This window comes from Methylobacterium sp. 142-1Y, assembly GCF_057747795.1.
In genome coordinates this window covers 4903781-4927238 of sequence record NZ_CM173224.1, presented here as the reverse complement: position 1 = coordinate 4927238, position 23458 = coordinate 4903781, and the positions used below count along the sequence as shown (strand labels likewise).

The 23458-nt window shown below is 72.3% G+C and carries 17 protein-coding genes; 8 read left to right on the top strand and 9 right to left on the bottom strand.

Annotation, left to right across the window (positions count from 1 at the left end; genetic code table 11):
• Positions 1 to 42: 42 nt before the first annotated feature.
• A complete protein-coding gene (locus tag AC3AOF_RS22570; protein ID WP_236988786.1) occupies positions 43 to 354 on the top strand; it encodes a hypothetical protein in 312 nt (103 codons plus the stop codon).
• 97 nt (positions 355 to 451) lie between these two features.
• Positions 452 to 736: a hypothetical protein gene (locus AC3AOF_RS22565; RefSeq protein WP_488346561.1), complete on the top strand. Its 285-nt coding sequence runs from the start codon at positions 452 to 454 to the stop codon at positions 734 to 736.
• A gap of 3 nt (positions 737 to 739) precedes the next feature.
• On the opposite strand, the gene AC3AOF_RS22560 is transcribed toward AC3AOF_RS22565, so the two are convergent.
• The 3 genes from AC3AOF_RS22560 to recG all read right to left on the bottom strand — a co-directional run bounded on the left by AC3AOF_RS22560 (position 740) and on the right by recG (position 4769).
• Entirely contained in the window at positions 740 to 1465 is a 726-nt protein-coding gene (locus tag AC3AOF_RS22560; protein ID WP_488346560.1) for an alpha/beta fold hydrolase, read from the bottom strand.
• A gap of 162 nt (positions 1466 to 1627) precedes the next feature.
• Positions 1628 to 2104, bottom strand: coding sequence for a hypothetical protein (locus AC3AOF_RS22555; protein WP_236988789.1), 477 nt, complete (start codon positions 2102 to 2104; stop codon positions 1628 to 1630).
• Between the two features lie 550 nt (positions 2105 to 2654).
• Positions 2655 to 4769: an ATP-dependent DNA helicase RecG gene (gene recG / locus AC3AOF_RS22550; protein ID WP_488346559.1), complete on the bottom strand. Its 2115-nt coding sequence runs from the start codon at positions 4767 to 4769 to the stop codon at positions 2655 to 2657.
• 166 nt (positions 4770 to 4935) lie between these two features.
• Here recG and AC3AOF_RS22545 point away from each other — a divergent pair, with 166 nt between their 5' ends.
• The 3 genes from AC3AOF_RS22545 to AC3AOF_RS22535 all read left to right on the top strand — a co-directional run bounded on the left by AC3AOF_RS22545 (position 4936) and on the right by AC3AOF_RS22535 (position 9514).
• Positions 4936 to 5232 carry an FAD assembly factor SdhE gene (locus AC3AOF_RS22545; RefSeq protein ID WP_048435331.1) on the top strand — a complete coding sequence of 99 codons (297 nt, stop codon included), beginning with the start codon at positions 4936 to 4938 and terminating at the stop codon, positions 5230 to 5232.
• A 303-nt stretch (positions 5233 to 5535) separates the two neighbouring features.
• Positions 5536 to 9150, top strand: a complete 3615-nt coding sequence (gene mfd, locus AC3AOF_RS22540; RefSeq protein WP_488346558.1) for a transcription-repair coupling factor — start codon at positions 5536 to 5538, stop codon at positions 9148 to 9150.
• 112 nt (positions 9151 to 9262) lie between these two features.
• On the top strand, positions 9263 to 9514 hold the full coding sequence (locus AC3AOF_RS22535; RefSeq protein WP_488346557.1) for a hypothetical protein: 252 nt from the start codon (positions 9263 to 9265) through the stop codon (positions 9512 to 9514).
• Between the two features lie 221 nt (positions 9515 to 9735).
• Here AC3AOF_RS22535 and AC3AOF_RS22530 read toward each other — a convergent pair whose 3' ends face one another.
• The 3 genes from AC3AOF_RS22530 to AC3AOF_RS22520 form a co-directional block, all read right to left on the bottom strand.
• Positions 9736 to 10233 (bottom strand): DUF3617 domain-containing protein, encoded by a 498-nt coding sequence (locus AC3AOF_RS22530; protein ID WP_488346556.1) that lies wholly within the window; start codon positions 10231 to 10233, stop codon positions 9736 to 9738.
• Between the two features lie 127 nt (positions 10234 to 10360).
• Positions 10361 to 11443, bottom strand: a complete 1083-nt coding sequence (locus AC3AOF_RS22525; protein ID WP_236988794.1) for a fatty acid desaturase — start codon at positions 11441 to 11443, stop codon at positions 10361 to 10363.
• 312 nt (positions 11444 to 11755) lie between these two features.
• Positions 11756 to 12520 (bottom strand): DUF502 domain-containing protein, encoded by a 765-nt coding sequence (locus AC3AOF_RS22520; RefSeq protein WP_488346555.1) that lies wholly within the window; start codon positions 12518 to 12520, stop codon positions 11756 to 11758.
• Positions 12521 to 12672: 152 nt separating this feature from the next.
• Between AC3AOF_RS22520 and AC3AOF_RS22515 the strand changes: the two genes are divergently transcribed.
• Positions 12673 to 13590, top strand: coding sequence for a DUF6925 family protein (locus AC3AOF_RS22515; RefSeq protein WP_488346554.1), 918 nt, complete (start codon positions 12673 to 12675; stop codon positions 13588 to 13590).
• A gap of 539 nt (positions 13591 to 14129) precedes the next feature.
• On the opposite strand, the gene AC3AOF_RS22510 is transcribed toward AC3AOF_RS22515, so the two are convergent.
• Both AC3AOF_RS22510 and AC3AOF_RS22505 read right to left on the bottom strand, forming a co-directional pair.
• A complete protein-coding gene (locus tag AC3AOF_RS22510) occupies positions 14130 to 14276 on the bottom strand; it encodes a TFIIS helical bundle-like domain containing protein (RefSeq protein ID WP_236988797.1) in 147 nt (48 codons plus the stop codon).
• Between the two features lie 77 nt (positions 14277 to 14353).
• Positions 14354 to 15250 (bottom strand): histone deacetylase family protein, encoded by an 897-nt coding sequence (locus AC3AOF_RS22505; protein ID WP_488346553.1) that lies wholly within the window; start codon positions 15248 to 15250, stop codon positions 14354 to 14356.
• Between the two features lie 430 nt (positions 15251 to 15680).
• Between AC3AOF_RS22505 and AC3AOF_RS22500 the strand changes: the two genes are divergently transcribed.
• Both AC3AOF_RS22500 and AC3AOF_RS22495 read left to right on the top strand, forming a co-directional pair.
• On the top strand, positions 15681 to 17684 hold the full coding sequence (locus tag AC3AOF_RS22500) for an autotransporter assembly complex protein TamA (RefSeq protein WP_488346552.1): 2004 nt from the start codon (positions 15681 to 15683) through the stop codon (positions 17682 to 17684).
• Positions 17685 to 17692: 8 nt separating this feature from the next.
• Positions 17693 to 22000, top strand: a complete 4308-nt coding sequence (locus AC3AOF_RS22495) for a translocation/assembly module TamB domain-containing protein (RefSeq protein WP_488346551.1) — start codon at positions 17693 to 17695, stop codon at positions 21998 to 22000.
• Positions 22001 to 22030: 30 nt separating this feature from the next.
• Here AC3AOF_RS22495 and AC3AOF_RS22490 read toward each other — a convergent pair whose 3' ends face one another.
• Complete coding sequence (locus AC3AOF_RS22490; RefSeq protein WP_488346550.1) at positions 22031 to 23440, bottom strand: MFS transporter; 1410 nt, start codon at positions 23438 to 23440, stop codon at positions 22031 to 22033.
• Positions 23441 to 23458 lie beyond the last annotated feature (18 nt).

Below are 23458 nucleotides of genomic sequence, written 5' to 3'. Positions count from 1 at the left end.
CGTCGGAAAATGCTCTCGATGTCCCGGAATGGAGGACGCGTCATGGCCATCACGGGTCGCTTCAATTTCCGCAAGACCCTCACCGGCAAGCTCGTCCTGCAGGTCGAGATGGAGCGCCGCTCCTGGTGGCCCTTCGCCCGCGCCGCCTCGCCCGGCCATGTCTGGCGCGACGCCACGCCGAAGGACCTGACCGCGGTGGAGTTGCAGCAATTGCTCAACCTGCGCCGCAACCCCGGCTACATGCCGCGCAACCCGGTGATCTTCATGATGGGCCAGGGTCAGAAGGAGGCCCCCACCGCCGAGGTGGTGACGCTCGCCGCCCACCGCGCCGCCGGCCAGCAGCAGGCGGGGTGATCGGGAGGGGCGGGGCCGGCGCCCGGCACCGCTCGCGCCCGGCCGCGTTGTTCCGGTCCGAAGGGGCGGATGGCCCCGCCGACCAGGAGAGCGCAGCATGGGCATGACCTCCGTGAACCAGTCCGTGATCGAGGCCCTGTCGGAGCAGATCGTCACGACCTATTGCGACGCCGCCGAGCCCGCCGGGGCGCCGGCTCGCGCCCGGCTGATGGGCGAGGTCATGCACGCCATCGCGGAGCCGGTGGGCACCCGCACCCTCGCCGAGAACGGCCCCGAGCGGGTCAATGCCGTGCTCGCCGACTGGGAGGCGCAGGAGGGCCGCAGCTTCGGCCTGCGGCTGATCGAGATCGATCCCGGGCGCACGGTCGTCACGATGGGGTGACGGTCAACCGCCGCCGAGTTCCACCAGCAACCGCGCGAGCGCGCCGGGGGCGCTCACCATGGCGTCGTGGCCGGTGGCCATCTCACGCCAGCCCCAGCCGGGCTGGCGCCGCACCCAGTCCTTGACCCCGTCCAGGGTGGCGTAGGACGGCGCGGTGCAATCGACATAGGTGCGCGGCAGCCCGTTGCCGACCGGGCCGCGGATCGGCAGCGTGCTCTCGTAGGTGCCGAGCGGGTGCGGGGTCAGGCGCCGCTCGACCCAGGCCGCATCCGCCGGATCGAGCACCCCGAAGGAAGCGGCCGGCGGCGGCGGCAGGCTCAAGCCCCCGCTCGATTCCGCGGCGGCGCGGCGGCGGGCCGCCGCCACCTCGGGCGGCAGGCCGTCGAAGGGCGCCCGGCCCGGCTGCACGATCAGCGCATCGAGATAGACGAGGTGGCGCAGCCGCTCCGGCATGGCCTCCGCCACGCCGCTGATCGCGAGACCCCCGAAGGAATGCCCGACCAGCACGACCTGCGTCAGCTCCTCGGCCGCGATCGTCCCGGCGACGTCGCGCACGAAGGTGTCGAGGGTGATGTCTTTCGAGAGGAGGTGCGCCCGCTCGCCCAGCCCGGTGCAGGTCGGGGTGAAGACCCGGTGGCCTTCGCGCCGCAGGATGTCGGCGACGCGCACCCAGCACCAGCCGCCGTGCCAGGCGCCGTGCACCAGCACGAAGGTCAGACCATCCGCCATCCCGCCCCTCCCGTCATCGCGAGAGCAGTGCCCGATCGCGGTGCGATCGGGCACTGCTCTCCGCGTTTGATCTTGCCGCATTGTCTACGACGAACCGGTATCCACGTCGTCGGAGCATGCTCGGAGGCAGCCAAGCGCGAACGGGCCCGGCGCGCAAGGCCGTCAGAGCCCCGCCTCGTCCCGGTCCTCGCGGTTCGCCTCGAACCCGGCGATCATCCGCTCCAGGGCCTGGAAGCTTTTGACCGCCTCCTGGGTCCGGCCGGCGGCGCATTTGCCCTCGGCCGAGCGGTACCACAGCAGCATGCTGTTGAAGGCGTGCTGGTGGGGCGAGGCGGCGACGCGGGCGCGCCGGGCGGTCTCGGCGTCGAACCAGACCCGCACGGCGTGGCCGGCATTGGTGCAGACATCGGCCGAGGGCGGCAGGGCGGCGCGGGAGACGGTGGGGTCGCACAGCATGGCGAACCAGATCGCCCCGGCGGCGAGGCCGGAGGCGCCGATCATGCCGGCGGCGCCGCGCAGGCGCCGGCGCCAATCGGGTCGGGCCTGCTCGGTGGCCGGCAGCGCCTCCACCGTCTCGGGCCGGCAATGGGTGTAGTGCACCGAACCGTCGGTGTGGTGATGGGGCCATGGATGGGTCATCGAGCACCCCCTTCGGGCAGGGTGGGACTCCGGGGCCTCGCAGGGGCAGCGAAACGCGCCGCATCGCGAAAGGGTCGGGTCGGCTAGGGAGGGTCGCGGCAGGACGAAAAGCCGCGGCCGATCGCCGAACGATCTTGCGGCGGCATCGGGACCTCGCGAGGTGGGCGGAGGTTAGGCCCAGCCCCCCGAGGCCGGCGTGTTCCAGCGCACATTCCGGGGGCGGGAGCGGATGATTTTTGACCATCCGGCCTGCCACCGGGCAGCAGAGCGGTCCGGGACAAGAATGGCGCGGGTTTCCCCTCTCCCCGCGGGCGGGGAGAGGGCTTCATCCCCCTTGTCGGGGATGAAGCGAGCCCCGCAGGGCGAGGGTGAGGGGGTGTCTCCGGAGGAGCCTCATCCGTCGAGACCCCCTCACCCTCGCTCCGGCTTTCGCCTCCGCTTGCCGAGCCCCCTGGACGGGGGCTCGGCCCTCTCCCCGCCCGCGGGGAGAGGAGAGAACCCGCGCCTTTTCTTTTCCCCGGGCAGCCCCTGCATCGGCAGGGATCGTCGCCTACCCCGCCTGGAGCAGCTTCACCGCCGCGTCGCGCTCGAACAGGTAGAGCAGCGCCCGCAACGCGTCGCCGCGCTCCGACTTCAAGCCCGGATCGCGCTCGACGATCAGCCGGGCATCGTCCCGCGCCGCCACGATCAGGTCGCCGTCGGCCTCTGGCCGGGCAAGGCGGAAATTGGCCAATCCCGATTGCCGTGTGCCCAGGACCTCGCCCTCGCCGCGCAGGCGAAGATCCTCCTCGGCGATGCGAAAGCCGTCCTCGGTCTCGCGCATCATCTCGAGCCGGGCCCGGGAGACCTGGCCGAGCGGCCCCTTGAACAGGAGAAGGCAGGTCGAGGCGCCCGAGCCGCGCCCGACCCGGCCGCGCAGCTGGTGCAATTGCGCCAGGCCGAAGCGCTCGGCATGCTCGATCACCATCACGGTGGCCTGCGGCACGTCCACGCCGACCTCCACCACGGTGGTCGAGACCAGGATCTTGGTGTCGCCGGCGGCGAAGCGCTCCATCGCCTCGTCCTTGTCCTTGCCCGGCATCTTGCCGTGGACGAGGCCGACATCCGCGCCGAAGCGCTCGCGCAACGCGGAAAACCGCTCCTCGGCGGCGGCGAGGTCGACATATTCGGATTCGGCGACGAGCGGGCAGATCCAGTAGACCCGGTCGCCCTTGGCGAGCGCCCGCTCCAGGCCCAGCGTCACCTCCTCGATCCGGTCGGTCGAGACCAGCACCGTCTTGATCGGCTGGCGGCCGGCCGGCTTCTCGTCGAGGACCGAGACCTCCATGTCGCCGAAATAGGTGAGCGCGAGCGTGCGGGGGATCGGCGTCGCGGTCATCACCAGGATGTCGACCGCCTCCCCCTTCCCCCCGAGCGCCAGGCGCTGGTGCACGCCGAAGCGGTGCTGCTCGTCCACCACCGCGAGGCCGAGATCGTGGAACGCCACGTCGTCCTGGAACAGCGCGTGGGTGCCGACGACGATGTGGATCGAGCCGTCGGCGAGGCCCGCGAGCGTCGCCCGGCGCTCCGCCACCCGGTCGCGGCCGGTGAGCAGCGCGAGCCTCAACCCCACTGCCTCCACCATCGGCCGCAGGCGCTCGGCATGCTGACGGGCCAGGATCTCGGTCGGCGCCATCATCGCCGCCTGCCGGCCGGCCTCGATCGCGGAGGCCATGGCGAGGAGCGCCACCGCGGTCTTGCCCGAGCCGACATCGCCCTGGAGCAGCCGCAGCATGCGCCGCTCGGAGCCCATGTCGCCGCGGATCTCGGCAAGCGCCCGGGTCTGCGCGCCGGTGAGTCCGAACGGCAGGCCCGCCTCGATTCGCCGCGACAGGACGCCGTCGCCGACATTGGTGCGGCCGGGCGGGCGGTGCATCCGGCTGCGCACGAGAGCCAGCGCCAGCTGCGAGGCGAGCAATTCGTCGTAGGCGAGCCGCCGCCGGGCCGGGGTCTTCAGATCCTCCTCGGTCTCGGCGGCCTCCGCCGGGCGGTGCTCGGTGCGGAGCGCCTCGGCGAAGGCCGGCCAGCCCTGGCGGTCGAGGAAGGAGCGGTCCTGCCATTCGGGCAGGATGGGGAGACGGTCGAGGGCGGAGAGCGCGAGCTTGCCGATCGCCCGCGAGGTCAGGCCTTCGGTGGCGCCGTAGATCGGCTCCACCGCCGGCAGGTCGGCCAGGCCCTTCTCGTCGAGGATGCGCGAGGGATGCACCATCTGGCGAAAGCCGTCCCACAGCTCGATCCGGCCGGAGACGTAGCGGTGGCTGCCGAGCGGCAGCATCTTCTCGATGCGGGCGCGGGGCAGGTTGAAGAACACCAGGGTGATGTCGCCGGTCTGGTCCTCGACCAGCACCCGGAAGGGTTTTCGCCCGCCCCCCATCTGCGGCGGGCGGTGGGCCGCCACCGTGACGCCCAGCGTCACCGGCTCGCCGGGCGGCGCCTCGGCGATCGAGCCGCGCAGCTGCCGGGCGATGCCGCGCTGGGGCAGGTGGAACAGCAGGTCGACCACCCGGGCCGGGCGCTCCGGCGTGCCGACGAGCTTGTCGATCAGCACGGCGACCTTGGGACCGGCCCCCGGCAGCACGGTCGCGGGAGCAAACAGGGGATCGAGCAGGGAGGGACGCAGCGACATCGGGGCGGGCGCGGAGGGAAACCGGGGGCTCTATACACCACACGGCCGCGATTGCGGCCTTGCGGGTGTCGCAGGCTGCGACGAACCCCATATCAGTCGCAGGGTTTCGCACCCGCGCCCCGGGCGGTAAAGCCGCTCCGGACCAGCCCGAGGATTTGATCTCGCGATGACCGGCACCACCCGCACCAGCGCCGACCTCGATCCGCGCCGCCGCCGCACGCTCTACCGCTCCTGGCACCGGGGCACCCGCGAGATGGACCTGATCATGGGCCGCTTCGCGGATGCCGAGATCGGAACCCTCACGGAGGAGGAACTCGACGATTTCGAGCTCCTGATCGAGGTGCCGGACCGCGATCTCTTCCGCTGGATCACCGACGAGGCCGAGGTTCCGTCGAACTACGACACCGCGGTCTATCGCCGGATGAAAGCGTTCCACCAGCACGGGGCGCCGGTGGATCTGTGAGGCGGTGCTGACGAGCGCGAGTTCTCATGGTGTGGCGCGGGTCAACCCTCCCCCCTCTGCGGGGGAGGGTGGCGAACGCAGTGAGCCGGGAGAGGGGCAGCGCGACGCTGATCTAGAGGGTGCCCGCCACCACGGTCGCGACCTCTCCGGAAGCGGCGCCCCCTCTCCCGCCCCACTCCGTGGGGCACCCTCCCCCGCAGAGGGGGGAGGGTTCAAGGCCTGCGCCTCGTCCTGATGCGTTGATCGTGCCAACGAACCACTGTTTACGACCCCCGCCCGCCTGAAAAGACCCGCTCAGACCCGATGGCCAAGCCCACCCCCAAAGGCTCCTCCCAGCCCCCTGCCCCGCCCGCGCCTGCGAAAAAGCCCGCGGCCGCCCGCTTCGCCCTGCCGAAATCCGCGGCGCTGACCAAGGCGGTGGAGGCGCTGAAGGCCGGCGACAGCGCGACGCTGGCCCGCGTGCCGGACGGGTTCGACGCCCTGGTGGTGGCCGATCTCGCCCGGGCCCTGTCGCAGGTCTCCGAGGGGCCGGCGGTCCTGGTCCACGTCGCCCGCGACGGCACCCGCTCGGCGGCCTTCGCCAGCGCGCTGTCCTTCGTGGCGCCCGAGATCGAGGTGATGAGCGTCCCGGCCTGGGACTGCCAGCCCTACGACCGGATCTCGCCGAACGCCGCCATCGCCGCGCAGCGGATGACGGCCCTGTCGCGGCTTGCCCGCACCCGCTCCTCGGCCGAGAAGCCGCGCATCCTCACCACCACGGTCAACGCCCTGGTGCAAAGGGTGCCGCCCAAATCCCGCATCGCCGTCGAGACCTTCTCCGCCGCGCCGGGCAACGCGCTCGACACCGACCAGATCGTCGCCTGGCTCGAGGCCAACGGCTTCCTGCGCACCGGCACCGTGCGCGATACCGGCGAATACGCGGTGCGCGGCGGCATCATCGACCTGTCGCCGCCGGGGCTGCCGAACCCGGTCCGCCTCGACTTCTTCGGCGACACCCTCGAATCGATCCGCGCCTTCGATCCCGAGACCCAGCGCACCATCGGGCAGCTCCGCTCCCTCGATCTCGTGCCGATGAGCGAGGTGCAGCTCACCACCGAGACGATCCGGCGCTTCCGCCAGGGCTACGTCACGACCTTCGGCGCCGCGACCCGCGACGACCGGCTCTACGAGACGATCAGCGAGGGCCGGCGCTATGCCGGCCTCGAGCACTGGATGCCGCTGTTCTACGATAAGCTCGACACGCTGTTCGACTACGTCGCCGGCGTGCCCCTCATCCTCGATCACCAGGCCGACGACGCGGTGGCCGAGCGCCTGGCCCAGGTCCAGGACTATTACGACGCCCGCTGCGAGGCCTTGAAGGAGCGCCAGAGCGGCACCGCCCCCTACAAGCCGCTCAAACCCGACGCGCTCTACCTGTCGCCGAACGAGTGGGCGAAGCGGATCGACGGCGCCACCGTCGCTCGGCTTGCCCCCTTCGACGTGCCGGAGGTGTCCGGGCGTCGCCTCATCGATTGCGAGGGCGCGCCCGGCCGCAGCTTCGCGCCGGAGCGGGCGCAGGAGGGCGTCAACGTCTTCGACGCGGCGGTGGGCCACGTGCGCGATCTCCAGGCGTCGGGCCATCACGTCGTCCTGGCGGCGTGGTCGGAAGGCTCGCGCGACCGGCTCTGCGGCGTGCTGACCGAGCACGGATTGCCGAAGCCCAAGACCATCACCCGGCTCTCCGACATCCTGGCGATGAAGCGCGGCCAGGATCTCGGCGTCGCGGTCTGGGGCCTGGAGGGCGGGTTCTCCGCCGGACAACTCGCCGTGGTGGCCGAGGGCGACATCCTCGGCGACCGGCTGGTGCGGCCCAAGCGCAAGGCCAAGCGCCCCCAGGACGTGATCCTGGAGGTGCAGGCGCTGGCCCCCGGCGACCTCGTGGTCCATGCCGATCACGGCATCGGGCGGTTCGTCGGCCTCAAGACCGTGACGGCGGCCGGCGCGCCCCACGATTGCCTGGAGATCCAGTATAGCGGCGGCCTGCTGCTTTTACCGGTCGAGAACATCGAACTCCTGACCCGCTACGGCTCGGAGGATGCCGACGTCGCCCTCGACAAGCTCGGCGGCGGGGCCTGGCAGGCGCGCAAGGCCAAGCTCAAGCGCCGGATCATGGAGATGGCCGGCGCCCTCATCAAGGTCGCGGCCGAGCGCTTCCTGAAGTCGGCGCCGAAGATGGCCCCGCCCGAGGGCACCTACGGCGAGTTCGCCGCCCGCTTCCTCTACGAGGAGACCGAGGACCAGGAGGCGGCGATCGCCGCGACGCTGGGCGACCTCACCTCCGGCCGGCCGATGGACCGGCTGGTCTGCGGCGATGTCGGCTTCGGCAAGACCGAGGTGGCGCTCCGCGCCGCCTTCGTCACCGCGCTCTCCGGCAAGCAGGTCGCGGTGGTGGTGCCGACCACGCTTCTCGCGCGCCAGCACGCCCGCACCTTCGAGGCCCGGTTCAAGGGCCTGCCGGTGAACGTCGCGCAGGCCTCCCGCTTCGTCGGCAATGCCGACCTGAAGAAGGTCCGGGAGGGGCTGGCCGACGGCTCGGTCGACATCGTCGTCGGCACCCACGCGCTCCTGGCGAAAAATATCGTGTTCAAGGATCTCGGCCTCATCATCATCGACGAGGAGCAGCATTTCGGCGTCGCCCACAAGGAACGGCTTAAGGCGCTGAAGTCGGAGGTCCACGTCCTGACGCTCTCGGCGACGCCGATCCCGCGCACGCTCCAGCTCGCCATGACGGGGGTGCGCGAGCTCTCGATCATCGCGACGCCGCCGGTCGATCGCTTGGCGGTGCGGACCTTCGTGATGCCGTTCGATCCGCTCTCGATCCGCGAGGCGCTCCTGCGTGAGCGCTATCGCGGCGGCCAGGCCTTCTACGTCGTGCCGCGCATCGAGCACCTGGAGGAGGTCAAGCGCTTCCTCGACCGCGAGGTGCCCGAGGCCAAGGTGGCGGTGGCCCACGGCCAGATGGCGGCGGGCCAGCTCGAGGACGTGATGACGGCCTTCTACGAGGGCCAGTACGACATCCTGCTCGCCACCACGATCGTCGAATCGGGCCTCGACATCCCGACCGCCAACACCTTGATCGTCCACCGCGCCGACATGTTCGGCCTTGCCCAGCTCTACCAGCTGCGCGGCCGCGTCGGCCGCTCCAAGGCCCGGGCCTACGCGCTCTTCACCACGCCCGAGGGCAAGACCCTGACGGTGCAGGCGGAACGGCGCCTCGGCGTCCTGCAATCCCTCGACACGCTCGGGGCCGGCTTCCAGCTCGCCAGCCACGACCTCGACATCCGCGGCGCCGGCAACCTGCTCGGCGACGAGCAGTCCGGCCACGTCAAGGAGGTCGGCTACGAGCTCTACCAGCAGATGCTGGAGAGCGCGGTCGCGGCGCTCAAGTCCGGCAACGCGCTGCCGACCGACGAGCAATGGTCGCCGACCATCGCGCTCGGTGCGCCGGTCACCATGCCCGAGCACTACGTCGCGGACCTCTCGGTGCGGCTCGGCCTCTACCGCCGCCTCGCGACGCTCGAGAACGACCGGGAACTGGAGAGCTTCGGCGCCGAGCTGATCGACCGCTTCGGCCCGATGCCGCCGGAGGTGGAAGAGCTCCTGAAGATCGTGACGATCAAGATCCTGTGCCGCGAGACCAACGTCGAGAAGGTCGAGGCCGGCCCGAAGGGCATCGTCATGCACTTCCGCGACCGCTCCTTCGCCAACCCGGCCAAGCTCGCCGGCTACATCGCCGACCAGCGCTCCTTCGCCAAGGTGCGGCCGGACATGAGCGTGGTCTTCATCCGCGATCTCGCCACGGTGGCGGAGCGGTTGAAGGAGACGACGGGGATTTTGCGGGATCTGGTGAAGCTGATCACGCGCAAGAAGGCGGCGTGAGGGGGCGGCCGGAAGGCCGTCTCCCGTATCCGGTCGGGGTTGTCGCGGGGCGCGGCGACTCCGTAGACTGGCGTCCGCGACGGACCCCAATCCGTGCTGTGAGGACGGCATGATGAGCGCGGTCAAGTTCGACGTCAGCTACTCGGCCGCCGCCCAGCTCGCCTCGCTCGCACCGGCCGAGAAATCGGCTCTGCGGCGTCTGTTCGCGAGCGGCGAGATCGAGAATCCGGTGACAACCAGGCCGACCGACGATGGTCGGTTCGTCTCCCGCCTCGGCAGCAAGCGGGTGCTGTGGCGCAGGCTCTCGACCGATGGCAGGCCGGAAATTCTCTCGATCGTCGACAAGTCGTTCGCGCAAGCCTGAATGAGCAGCTTCGAGACGATCGCGTTCGATCTCGGACATGCTCTTACGTCGATGATCCTTGCGCCAAGCCATCTCACCAGCGTAGGCGCCGAGGTGCAGCCCGCTGGTGTGGTGGTGGAAATGTACGGTCACGGAATGGGATGGTGCGGATTGACTTTGAACCGGTCTAGCCCGCCAGCACCGCCCCTCCCGCGGCGACTCGAACGCCCGTCGCCCGACCCCTACCGCCCCACCCCCTGCGGCATCTTCACGATCTTCCCATCCGGCAGGATGATGTCCCCGGGGCTCTGCCCCGCCTCGCACGGCCCGAGATAGGTGGCGTCGATCACCATCTTGCGCCGGACCGGCTCCTTCGTGTTGGGGATGCCGGTCAGCGTCGTGTCCACGTCCATGTGGACCTTGCTGGCGAAGTCGCCGGTGATCACGCTGGTGCCGCTGGCCGAGATCGGGCCGATCTTGCACTCGGTCTCGCCCTTGTAGCCGGTGCTCGTCTTGACGAAATCGCGCTTCGAGCACTGCCCGGCGCCGAGCGCGCCTTGCGCCATCTGGTCGGTCTTCTCGTCGATGCATTGGCGGGCGGTCGTGTTGCCCTCCGCCGAGACGGTCTTGCTCTCCCACAGGCCGGCCTTGCGCGCCGGCAGGGTGTCGGCGGCCGCCAGCGTGCTCGCCGCCATGAGGGTGAGACCGACGAGTCCGCCACCGATCAGACGCAAGGGCATGGAGCCTCCCTGGATTCACGCGGCTCCCCGGCCGCTGCGGCGCGGAGAACTAGCCCAAGAGGCTTAGGTACTCAAGGCTTAGGTACTCAAGGCCGGCCGGGGTGGAGCACACCCCGCCCCTCCCCGGTCACGCCGCCTGCCCGGCCGCGGCCCGCAAGCCCGAGAACCCGATCAGCTTGCGGGCCTCCTCGTCCCACAAAGCGAGCCCGAGGCAGCGCAGGCTGTCGCGCAGGGTCAGGCGGCCGACCTCGCCCAGCGTCGCGTGACCGTCCAGGCATTCCTGGAGGCGGTAGTTCGGGATGCGGCTGTTGAGGTGATGGATGTGGTGCAGGCCGACATTGCCGGTGAACCATTGCAGCACCCGCGGCAGGACGTAGTACGAGCTGCCGCCGAGCGCCGCCCGGTGGAAGTCCCAGGCCTCGGGCCCCTCCCACACGGTCTCCTCGTACTGGTGCTGGACGTAGAACAGCCAGCCGCCGATCCAGGCGGCGACGCTGACGACCGGCAGGAGCACCCACAGCACCGGCCCGATGCCGCCGGCCGCCGCGGCGAGCAGCGCCGTGCCTGCGACCAGCGCGAGGTCGAGGGCGAGCACGTCCCGCCACGCCGTGCGCCACGGCAGGCCGCCGCCGAACGGCAACCGCTGCAGGACCAGGAAGTTGAGCGGCGAGCCGAGCACGATGAGGATGAACGGGTTGCGGTAGAGGCGGTAGCGCAGCCGGTGCCATTGCGACAGGGCGAGGTATTCGCGCACGGTCAGCGTGTGGATGTCGCCCGTGCCGCGGCGGCTGAGGTCGCCGGTGGAGGCGTGGTGCAGGGCGTGCGCCCGCTTCCAGGTGTCGTAGGGGGTCACTGTCAGGAGGCTCAAGACCCGGCCGAGCCGGTCGTTGGCGGCGCGGGAGGGCAGGAACGAGCCGTGCCCGCAATCGTGCTGGATGATGAACAGCCGCACCAGCAGCCCGCCGGCCGGCACGGCGAGCGGCAGCACCCAGGGTTCGTAACCCTGCGCCGCCGCCCAGAGCATGAATCCGCAGAGGGCGAGATAGGGCAGCAGGGTGTTGGCGACCTGCCGGAGCGCGAGCCTCGGGACGGGATCCCGGTAGGCCGCGCAATGGCGCGCCACCTCGCGCGCCAGCGCCGCGAGGTCGGGCCGCACGGTCCCGTCGCCGGCTCGGCCGAGCGCGGCGGGGTTCTGTGTATCGTCGGTCACGGGGGAAGGGCGATCCTGTCTGTCGGGCGGTCGCGGGGGGGGGGGGCTCGGGTGGAGCGGCCGCGGATGGAGATCCGCCGGCGCCGGCCGGCGCGATTCCCGGCTGCGCGCGTCCCAGTAGCATTCTTCGCGCCGGCTGAAAGGAGGCGCGCCCGCGGCACGATCGTCCCCGCGGGAGGCCGGCGGCCTCATACGACTTCCGATTGACTGCTTCGCAAGGCGGAAGTCGGCTTCGCTCAAACGTGTGAAGCCTACGGCTTCACCGCGCGGGCTTGTGGTACGAATTCCGGAAGGAACCTTCCGGAATTCGTATCACGCGTCCAGGCGGGTCCGCTCCGGCACGTCGATCGGCCCGACCTGGGCGGCGCGCAGGCCCGCCGCCATCGCCTGAAGGCGGTTCTGCGGGTCCTCGGGCTGGATCACCCCGGCCGACATCACCAGCTTTGCCGCGTCGTCGACGCTAATCGACAATTCGATCACCTCGGAGCGGGGCAGGTAGAAGAAGAAGCCGGTGGTCGGGTTCGGCGCGCAGGGCAGGAACACGCCGACATGGTCGTTTCCGGTCCCGAGCGCGGTCTGCACGTCGGGCCCCGCCGGGGCCGACAGGAACACGATCGACCACGTGCCCTTCACTGGGAACTCGACCAGGCCGACGGTGCGGAACGAGGTGCCGCTGGTGGAGAACAGCGTCTCGAAGACCTGGCGCAGGCCGCGATAGAGCCCCGAGATCACCGGCGTGCGGGCGAGCAGCACCTCGCCGAACTCCACCACCGAGCGGCCGACGAGGTTGGCGGTGAGCGCGCCCAGCGTGGTGAGCGCCACGAAGGCGATGACGAGGCCTAAGCCCGGCACGCTGAACGGCAGGTAATGGTCGGGCAGGTAGGCCGAGGGCACCAGCGGCTTGACCCAGCCGTCGATCAGGCTGATGCACCACCAGGTGATGTAGATCGTGATCGCCAGCGGGCCGGCGACGATCACGCCGGTGAAGAAGTAGTTGCGCAGCCGGCCGCGGACGCTGACCCGCTTGCGGGTGACCGGCGGGTCCGGATCGGGGATCAGCGGCGAGGGTTCCGACACGATTGGCGATACTCGATCCCGGCAGGCGCCCCCTGCCCCCGAAGAGGTAGCGGTTTGCTGCGCTGCGCTCAAGGCGGGCGAGGCCCTTTGGAGTACCCCGAGGCCCTTTGAGAGACCCTTTGTCAGTCCGACCGAGACCGGACCGCGTCGCATTGAGGGCGGTCCTGCGTCGCGCCCTGGCCGATCCCGACGTGACCTGGAGCCTCGGCGGCTACGGGGCGGGCGCCACCTTCCGGCGCGATCCCGGCGAGCCGGCGGCGAGGCCCGGCGGCGGGCGCCCCGGCCTCGTCACCCCCCGCGGCGCCCTGGTGCTGGGCGGGGCCGACACCCTGGTGCCGGTGGCCTACGAGACGGCGCTCGGCGGCGAGGCCGGGAGCCAGGCTCTCGCCCTGTGCCGGCCGCTCGCCCACCTGCCGCCTTGCGTCGCCACCGCCGTGTGCGAACGCGGCCCCGACACGCAAGCCGCGCGGCCCGGGGACCGGGACGGGGTGCTGTTCGGCCTCGGCCTGCCGCTGCGCCAGGCCCGGCTCTTCGCCCGGGTGCGGGGCGACGCCGTCCGGGCGCTCCGCGCCGCCTGCGGGCGCCCCGCCGACGCCGCCCTCTGGCAGCGCCTGCCCGGGCTCGGGGCGGTGCTGGTGGCGGTCCACGGCCGCGACCGTATCGAGGTCGTGCTGCCCGACGCCCATCCGGGGCCGCGCGCCCTCTGGTTCGACAAGCTCCTGCGCCAGGGCCGCCTGCACGCCGCCACGGCCCCGATCCCGGCCGGCCTCGCCCCGGTCATCCACCTGCATCCGTCGCACCCGCTGACGGCGAGCGGCTACGATCTCGGCCGGCATGCCGTGTTCCAGGACTGGCTGGCCCGCTGGGGCGATCCGGCGCTCGTGGCGCTGAAAGACCGCATCCTCGCCGGGGAGGCGGTCACGGTGCCGGACACGCGGGCGGCGCGGGGCGTGGCGCGGGTGGCGCGGGCGCAACGGCGGTCTCTGGCCCAGGCGCGCGCCGCCGGTTCGATCGATGAGGATGCGGATGAATCGGTCTCTCCGTCCGTCCCACCCACGACCTCATCCTGAGGTGCCGGCGATCGAAGATCGCATTCGACCGAAGGGAGCCTCGAAGGAGGGCCCCAGAAACCTCTGCGTCTCACTGGAGCCCGCCTTCGAGGTCAGTCAATCTTCAATCGATTGATATGGAATCCGGAAGATCACGTCCGGATTCCATATCACCAGCCCACGCGGCGCCTGAGCGAAGCCGCTTTCCGCATCGCGAAGCGATCAATCGGAAAGCGTATGACACCTCAGGATGAGGTCGCAGATGGGATGGGGGCGGCATCAACGCCGCTCGCGCGGAGAACGACTCCCAGCGCCCAAGAAAAAAGGCCGCTCTTGCGAGCGGCCCGAAGTCTAGGGAGGAAACGCCCAAAGAGGGCTGCAGGGCCGCGACGCCATCGCGACCGTGCAGTGCCGAAGATAAGCCCCTGAGGCGTGTTCGCAAGTGCGAAAGCGCACCGCGAGTGGATTTTCTCCCAAACGATCGCGCCCGCCTCGAAAACGGCGACGCCCCCGCCGGGGAGCCGGCGGGGGCGTCGTGTCGGTCATGCGGGATCGGGGTGTCAGCGACGCAGGATCTTGGTGACGAGGCGGCCGACGAGGTTGCCGGAATCGGTGTAGGGGACCCGGTCGTCGTAGCGGCCGTCGGGGCGGGTGCGGGGGTCGTCGTTCCCCAGGATCTTGGTGACGATCCGGCCGATGAGGCTCATCGTATCCTCCGAGTGCGCTGGCGTGAGGTCTTCCGGGATAGAACGGCCGAACAGCCTGAGCCGTTCCGATGCCTGCGTCACGCCCGCTCCGCCATCGCCTCGAAGACCAGGGCGTGGCGGGCCGCCAGCGCCGCGATGTCGGTCGCGTAGCCGCCGCCGATCACCGCGGCGAGGGGGATGCCACGCCGATGCGCCTCGCCGATCACGTAGGCCTCGCGCCGGCGCAGGCCGTCGTCGGAGAGCGCCAGGCGGCCGAGCCGGTCGTCGCGGTGGGGATCGACGCCGGCATTGTAGAAGACGAGATCCGGGCGCTGCCCGTCGAGGAGGCGCGGCACGTGCTGGCTCAGCGCCGCCAGGTAATCGTCGTCGGTCAGCCCGTCGGGCAGGCCGATATCGAGGTCCCCCGGCACCTTGTCGGTCGGGTAGTTCTTCTCGGCATGCATCGAGAAGGTGAACAGGTCGGGTTCGCCGCGCAGGCAATCGGCGGTGCCGTCGCCCTGGTGCACGTCGAGGTCGATGACCAGCGCCCGGCGGATCGTGCCCTCGCGCTTCAAGGCGAGCGCCGCCACCGCGACGTCGTTGAAGACGCAGAACCCCCGCCCCCCGTCGCGCCTGCCGTGGTGGCTGCCGCCCGCGGTACTGCCGGCAAGGCCGCCCCGGAGCGCCAGCCGCGCGGCGAGCAGCGTGCCGCCGGCCGAGGCGAGCGAGCGCCGCGCCACCCCGGCATCGACCGGCAGGCCGATCGCCCGCTCGACCGCGCGGGGCACCGTCCCGGTGACGACCTGCTCGACATAGACCGCGTCATGGGCGAAGCGGATCAGGTCCGGGCTCGCGGGCTCAGGGATCACGAAGCCGTCGGGCACCAGGCCGCGGGCCGTGATCGTGGCGGCGAGCTGCCCGTACTTGCCCATCGGGAAGCGGTGGCCCTCCGGCAGCGCGGCCTCGTAGGCCGGGTGGAACACGACCGGAACCATGGACGAGACCCTGTGGACAGCGGGGATGACACGGATACGCTCAACGCGCCGGCCCGGCTCGCAGCAGGCGCGACCGCGCGCCGCGGGCATCGGACGATCGTCCCGCGGGATCAACAGGGTTGGCGCAGGGCCCTGGACCCGTCCAGCCGGCCCATTTTCCCGTCTGCGGCTCCCCTTCCGCCGGCTTATGCTCTAGCTTGGTCCGGGATCGGGCGGGACAACGGTCACGGTTTGAACACGAATTCCCCCGACCCTTAGGGCAGATGTGTCTCGATCGCCATCGTGTCGGGCGCGATGCGGCGGGGGACGGGAAGGCTCGCCATCGATCACGGTCCGCGACGATGGCGGGCATCGGGCACGCCGTCGGCGTGAAAGAATTTTTTTCAAGGCTCGCCTCGGGGGGCGGAGCCGGCAAGCACGGCCGGGGGGCATGCGGGAGCGGGTCGATCATCGCGGCGCGAACAGGGCGCGTCCGTCGGGTGCGGGAGTGGCGACGACGCTCGGGCTCGGGCTCGTCCTGGGTCTCGGGGCGGCGGAGCCGGCGCGGGCCTTCGACCTGTTCGGCCTGTTCGGGTCCGAGGAGGCGCCGCCGGCGCCGAGCCCGGCCGCCCTGCCCTACGCGGTCCGCTTCCAGGGCGTCGAGGACGAGGACCTGCTCCGCGCCCTCCAGGACACGTCGAGCCTCTACCGCCTGCGCAACGACGCGCCACCGGACGGCGAGGGCCTGCTGCGCCGGGCCGAGGCCGACGCGCCCCGCCTCGTCGATGCGCTCTCGGGATTCGGCTACTATGCCGGCCGGGTGACCTTCCGCATCGAGGACGTGGTGCTCGGCGGCGATGCCGCGGCTTTGGCCGCCGTGCGCGCCGCCGAGGCCGCCCGCAACCGCAGCCTCGTGGCTGTGCGGATCTCCGTCGACCAGGGCCCGCTCTATCACTTGCGCACCCTCACGGTGCTCGATCCCGAAGGCCAGCCCTTCCCCCCGGAGGTCGTGCCGGCCCGCCTCACCCGCCTCGACGGCGAGGTGCCGGCCCGCTCGGCGACCGTGCTCGCCCGCGAGGCGGCGCTGATCGATGCGTTTCGCCGCGACGGCTACCCCTTCGCCAAGGTGCTGCGGCGCCAGCCGGTGGTGGACGACACCGCCCACGTCATGGACGTGACCTTCGTGGTCGATCCCGGGCCGAAGGCGCGGCTCGGCACCGTCACGGTGCGGGGCACGCAAAACCTCGATCCGGCGGTGGTGCGCTCCTTCATCTATGCCGAGCCGGGCGATCCCTACTCGCCGCAGGCTTTGTCCGACATCCGCCGCTCGGTCTCGCGGATCGAGGCGCTCGGCGGCGTGCGGGTGCGCGAGGGCACGGCGCTCGACCCCGACGGCACCCTGCCGGTCTTCGTCGACGTCACCGAGCGCTCGCCGCACATCGTCGGGGTGTCGGCCCGCTACTCCACCGTCGACGGGCCGGGGGTGCGCGCCTACTGGGCCGACCGCAACCTGTTCGGCGGCGGCGAGACCCTGCGGATCGACGCCGACCTGTCCTATCTCGGCCTCGGCACCGACTACTACGCCCGCCGCCGCAAGCTCGCCGGCATCGAGACCAACGGGCTCGGCGGCCGGCTCGCCGCGACCTTCGTCAAGCCCGCCCTGTTCGGCACCCGCAACGACCTCCTCGCCAGCGCCTTCATCGGCCGCGAGGTGCAGCAATCCTATCTCAGCGACGCCACCGGCTTCACGGTGGCGGTGCGCCGCCGCTTCGCCGACGCCTTCTCGGCGCAGGTCGGCCTCGACGGCCGGTTCGGCTCGGATCGCGACGCGCTCGGCAAGGTCGATTACGCCCTCCTCGGCCTGAATGCCGGCGTCACCTACGATTCCACCGACAGCCTGCTCGACCCGACCCGAGGCTTTCGCGTCACCGCCTCGCTCACCCCCTATGCGGGTCTCGGCAACAGCCCGGACCTCCTCATCGCCAAGGCGCAAGGCTCGACCTATTATGCGTTCGACGACGAGGGCCGCTACATCCTGGCCGCCCGCCTCGGCTTCGGCTCGGTCAGCGGCGCGAGCCTTGCCGACGTGCCGGCGTCCTTGCGCTTCTTTGCCGGCGGCGGCGGCTCGATCCGCGGCTATTCCTACCGCACCGTCGGGCCGATCGGCCCCTACCAGCTGCCGATCGGCGGGCGCTCGCTGCTCGAGGGCTCGATCGAGGGCCGGATCAAGATCACCGACACGATCGGCATCGTGCCCTTCGTCGATGCCGGCACGGCGTTTGCCGGCACCCTACCGGATTTCGACGAGCGCATCCGCGTCGCGGCGGGCTTGGGCCTGCGCTACTACACCGGCATCGGCCCGATCCGGGTCGATCTCGCGGTGCCGCTGAACCCCGACAAGCAGCTCAAGCAGCCGCCGGTCGCCCTCTACATCAGCCTCGGTCAGGCCTTCTGATGATGCAGATGCGGGCCTCGCGCCTCCTCACCGCCGCCATCGCCGTCAGCCTCCTGGCCCTCGCCTGGCTCGGCCACGCCGCCACCGGCGAGGCGGCGGAGGGCGAGACCACGATCCTCGGCGACCTGCTGTCGCGGGCCCTCTCGACCCCGGCCTCGCGGGTCTCGATCGGCGCCGTCGACGGGGCGCTCTCCTCCGACGCCACGATCCGCGACGTCGCCATCGCCGACCGCGACGGCGTCTGGCTGCGCCTCGACAAGGCGCGGCTGATCTGGCGCCGCACCGCGCTGCTGTCGCGGCGCCTGGAGATCGACCGGCTGGAGATCGGGCGGCTCGAGGTCTTGCGCCGCCCCCTGCCCTCCGCCACCCCGCCGTCGCAGGACAAGGAGGCCCTGCTGCCCGACCTGCCGGTCAAGGTGGTGGTCAAGGCCTTCGCGCTCTCCGACCTCGTGCTCGGCGAGCCGGTGCTCGGCGAGGCCGCCCGCATCGGCGGGGCGGGCCAAGCCACCCTCGGCGACCCGCGCGAGGGCCTCGATCTCGGATTCGGCCTGCGCCGGCTCGACAAGCCCGGCACCGTGACCCTCAAGCTCGTCTACGTGCCGGAGACGAGCCGCCTGGAGGTGAAGCTCGCCCAGGACGAGCCGGAAGGCGGCCTCGCGGCACGGCTGATGAACCTGCCCGGCTTGCCGCCGGTCAGCCTCGACCTCGACGGCAACGGCACGCTGGACGCCTGGAACGCGGCTCTCGCCTTCAAGGCCGGCGAGGGCATCGGCGCCGACGGCAAGGCCCGCATCGACCGGGTCGGGGCTGAGCGCCGGATGGTGCTCGACCTCGCCTCGCGGGTCGAAGGCCTGATGCCCGGGCCGCTTGCCGCCGTGTTCTCCGGCACCACCCGGCTCGACGGGTCGCTGCGCTTCGCCGATTCCGGCGCGGTGCAGGTCGACCGGTTCGAGCTGACCTCCCGCACCGCGCGGCTGGCGCTGAACGGCGGGGTCGACGCCGCGCGCAACGCCGACCTGACCCTCCAGGCGCGCGCCCTGCCGACCGAGGGCGGCGTGACCAAGGCCGGCGACTCGACCCTCGAAGCCCTGGTGCTGGATGCGAGCCTGAAAGGCCCCCTCGCCGCCCCCGCCGTGCGCGGGACCCTGCGCGCCGCCGGCCTCTCGGCGGCGGGCAGCCGGCTCGGCCGGGCGAGCGCCGACCTCGTCGCCGAGCCGCTGCCGCGCACACCGGACGGCCAGTCCTTCCGCCTCGACGCGAAGGCCGAGGTGGACGGCCTCCACCTCGCCGATCCGGCCATGCGGCGGGCGATCGGCCCGAAGGCGTCCTTTAACCTCACCGGCCGCATCGACCCGAACGGCGTCGCCGATCTCGACGCGGTCACCATCGAGGCGCCGACCGCCAAGGCCCGCTATGCCGGCCGTATCGGCCGCGACGTGGTGGCGGGCACGCTCCAGGCGGAATTGCCCGACCTCGCCGCCTTTTCGCTCGCCGCCGGCCGGCCGCTCGGCGGCCGCGTCGCCGTGAAGGCGCTGCTCTCCGGCGATCCCGGCCGGGCCGGCGTGACCGCCGATGTCGAGGCGAGCACCGAAAAGCTGTTCCTCGGCACCCCCGCCCTCGATCGGACTCTCGGCCGCGAGCCGCGATTCGCCGGCCGCCTCACCCGCCTGCCCGACGGCTACGCCGTCCAGGCCGCGCGCCTGAGCGGCACGGCGGTGACCGCGACGGTCGACGGCCGCGCCACCGAGGCCAAGGCCGACATGACCGGCCGGGTCGACCTCGCCGACCTCGCGACCCTCGATCCCGAACTCGCCGGGAAGGCGGGGTTAGAGGCGCGTCTCACCGGATCGCTGGAGCACCCGGACGTCGCCCTGACCGTCTCGGCCCCCGAGGCCCGGGCGATGGGCCGGCCGATCCGCGACCTCGCGGCCAAGGCGAACGTGACCGACGCCACCGGCGCCCTCGACGGCACCGTGGCCCTGTCCGGCCGGGTCGACGGCAAGCCGCTCTCCGGCGACCTCCACCTCGCCAGGCGCGGCGCCGACTGGGTGCTCGACCGGCTCGGCCTGACCCTCGGCTCGGTGGCGCTCACCGGCCGCGCCGCCGTCGATCCGGCCTCCCGCCTCGCCGAGGGTGCGGTGTCGCTCAAGGCCGGCAACCTCGACGACCTCTCGGCCCTGGCGCTCACCCGGCTCCAGGGGCGCCTCGACGCCGCGGTCGCGCTGAGCCGCACTGGCGGAAAGCAGGACGCGACGGTGCGGGCGACCGGCGAGGGCGTGCGGGCGGCCGGCGTGGCGCTCTCGCGCCTCGACGCGGATCTCGCCGGTACCGACCTCTGGACCAGCCCCCGGGTCTCCGGCCGGCTCAACGCCGACCGGCTCGTGGCCGGCTCCGAGACGATCGAGGCGATCCGCCTCGACGCCAAGCCCGCGCCCGACGGCAGCGACCTCGTGCTTCAGGCCCGGGCCCGGGGCTTTGCCCTCGACGGCGCCGCCCGGCTGGTCCCGGCCGCCCATCCCCGCCTCGACCTGTCGCGCTTCAGCGCCGTGCGCGGGGCCGACCGGCTGACGCTCGCGGGTCCCGCGACCGTGACCGTCAAGGACGAGGGCGTGACGGTGGCGGGCCTCGCCATCGCCGCCGGCTCCGGCCGGGCCCATCTCGACGGCACGATCGGCAAGACCCTCGACCTGCGGCTCGGTCTCAAGAGCCTGCCGCTCGCCATGGCCCGCATCGCCTCGCCGAGCCTGAATCTGTCGGGCATTCTCGACGGCGAGGCGGCGCTGACCGGTCCGGCCGCGAGCCCGGAGGGACGCTATTCCTTGAGCGTTTCGCGCCTTGTGACGCCCGAGACCCGCTCCGCCGGCCTGCCGCCGATCGACGCCAAGGCCTCCGGCCGGATCGAGGACGGCCGCGCCGGCCTCGACGGGACGGTGAATGCGGGGCGCGGGGTGCAGATCGCCCTGTCCGGTTCGATCCCCGTCGAGGCCGGCGGCACGCTCGCCTTGCGCACCCGCGGCACCGTCGATGCGGCGCTCGCCAACACCCTGCTGGCGGCGGGCGGCCAGCGCCTGACCGGCCGGGTCGCGCTCGATGCCGGGATCGGCGGCACGCTCCAGGCCCTGAAGATCGACGGTTCGGCGGTGCTCACCGGCGGCAGCTTCACCGATCCGCTGAACGGCGTCAGCCTCACCGACATCCAGGGCCGGGTTGCCGGGCGCGGCGACACGCTCGTGATCGAGCGCCTGACCGCTGCCACCCGCAACGGCGGCACGCTCCAGGTCCAGGGCCGCGTCGCCGTCGAGCCGGCGGCGGGTTTTCCCGGCAACCTGACCATCCGGGCCGACCGGGCCGAGCTGGTCTCGAGCCAGCTGATGACGCTGATCACCGGCCTCAACCTGTCGCTCACCGGGCCGCTCGCCCGCACCCCGCGGGTCTCCGGCCAGGTCGACGTCGTCTCCCTCGACGTGTCGGTGCCCGACCGCCTGCCCGCCACGGTGCAGCCGCTGCCCGGCATCCGCCACGTCAACACCCCGCCGCAGATGCGCGCCCGCCTCGCGGCGCGGGCCAGGCGCGAGGCGGCGGCCCGGCGCGGCCGCAAGGCCCCGCCCTTCCTCGCCACCCTCGACCTCGCGGTGAACGCGCCCGGCCGCATCACCGTGCGCGGGCGCGGCATCGACGCCGAACTCGGCGGCTCGCTGCGCCTCACCGGCACCTCGGCGGCGCCGGTGGCGAACGGCGCCTTCGCGATGCGCCGCGGCCGGATCCAGATCGTCGGCCAGCGCCTCGACTTCACCCGCGGCCGCCTGACCTTCGCGGGCGACCTGACCGCGCCCGACCTCGACTTCCAGGCCCAGTCCCAGGCCGGCGACGTCACCGCCAAGATCGCCGTCACCGGCCCGGCCAACCAGCCCGACTTCGCGCTCTCCTCCGAGCCGCCGCTGCCGCAGGACGAGGTCCTGTCGCGGCTCCTGTTCAAGAAGGCCTCGGGCGGGCTCTCCCCGTTCCAGGCGCTGCAACTGGCGCAGGCCGTCGCCCAGCTCTCCGGCGGATCGGGCGGGCCCGACGTGTTCGAGAGCGCCCGCAAGGGGCTGGGCCTCGACAGCCTCGACATCCAGGCCGGATCGAAGGGCGGTGCGGCGGTCGGCCTGTCGCGGGCGATCGGCGAGCGGGTGAATGTCGGCGTGCGCGCCGGGGCGCGTCCGGAGGACAGCGCGGCCACCATCACCTACGACGTGACCGGGCGGATCAAGGTCCAGGGCGAGGCCGGGGCGGATGGGCGGACGGCCGTGGGGGTGGGGGCGGAGTGGGAGTATTGAGGCGATCACGCCCGCACCTGGCCTGAAGCCTCACCGCGGCCGATCCGGCAATGCGGTGCAGGCGCCGAGCCCGACCAGGCCGGCGATTGCGGCGGCTGCGAACACGACCGCGTAGCCGGTGCCGCCCGGCGTCGACGGCGCGAGTACCCCGAGCGCCGCCACGCCGAGCGCGAACCCGCCCTGACGCGCCACCATCGTGACGGCCGAGGCCATACCCGCCGCCCCGCGCGGTGCGAGGGCCACGACGGCGCCGGTGAGCTGAGAATGCGCGAGGGCCACCCCGGCGCCGATCGCCGCCATGCCGACGAGCGCGCCGGGCTTGGCGGAGGCGCCCGCCGCCCCCGCCAAGCCCGCATTCCCGAAGGCGATCAGCGCGAGCGCGCTCCCGAATGTGTGCCTCCAGCCGAATCGCCGGATCATGCGGCTTCCCACCGGGGGCAGCACCAGCATCGGCAGGGTTGCCGCGAGCAGTGCGACCCCGGCCTCCTGCGCGCCCATCCCGTAGGCCGCCATCAGGAAGGCCGGCAGGGAGACCAGCACGGCCCAGTAGCCGGCCGAGACGGTCAGCAGCAGGACGACCACGGCGCAGACGCCGCGATCCGACGCGAGGGCCGGATCGATCAGCGGATGCTCCCGTCGCCGCTGCCGGTGTAGGAAGGCGACCGCGAGCGCGAGGCTGGCCGCAATGCCGGACAGGCCCGCCAGCGGGGCGCTGTGCGCCTGCAGGACGCCCTCGACCGCGAGACCGAGCGCGCCGGTCAGGACTAGCAATCCCGGCCAGTCGACCGGATGCCTGACCTCCCTCCGCGCCTCTTGGACGAAGCGGGGAATGGCGAGCGCGATCAGCCCGCAGGGCAGGATGTTGGCGAGGAAGATCGCCGGCCATCCGAGCCAGGCGGCGAGCAGGCCGCCCAGCGTCGGGCCCAGCGCCATCGCGACGCCCGACAGGATCCCGGTCAGGGCGAGGGCGCGGGCCCGCAGGGCGGGATCCGGGAAGGCGCCGGCGATCGACGCGATGGCCCCGGTGATCAGGAAGGCCGCGCCGATGCCCTGCGCGGCGCGGGCGATGCACAGGGCGGGGGCGGTCCCGGCCAGCGCGCAGGCGACGGACGCGGCGGCGAACAGGGCGTTGCCGAGCAGCAGGACGCGGCGCCGTCCGTGGCGATCCGCCAGGGCCCCTGCCGCCAGCAGGGCAGCCGTGAAGGCGAGGCTGTAGGCATCGACGACCCAGGCGAGGCCCGGCATGCCGAGGCCGAGGTCGCGGCCGATCTTCGGCATGACGACGACCAGGGCGGTCACGTCGAACTGCGTCAGGAAGGCGCCCAAGCCGAGCACGCAGGCGGTGAGACGCGCGTGCCGATCCCAGATAGCGGCGGGCGAGGTGACGGAGGGCAAGGTGACGGAGGGCAAGGTGACGGAGGGATTGTGTGGGCTGGTCATGGCCGCGATCAGCATGAC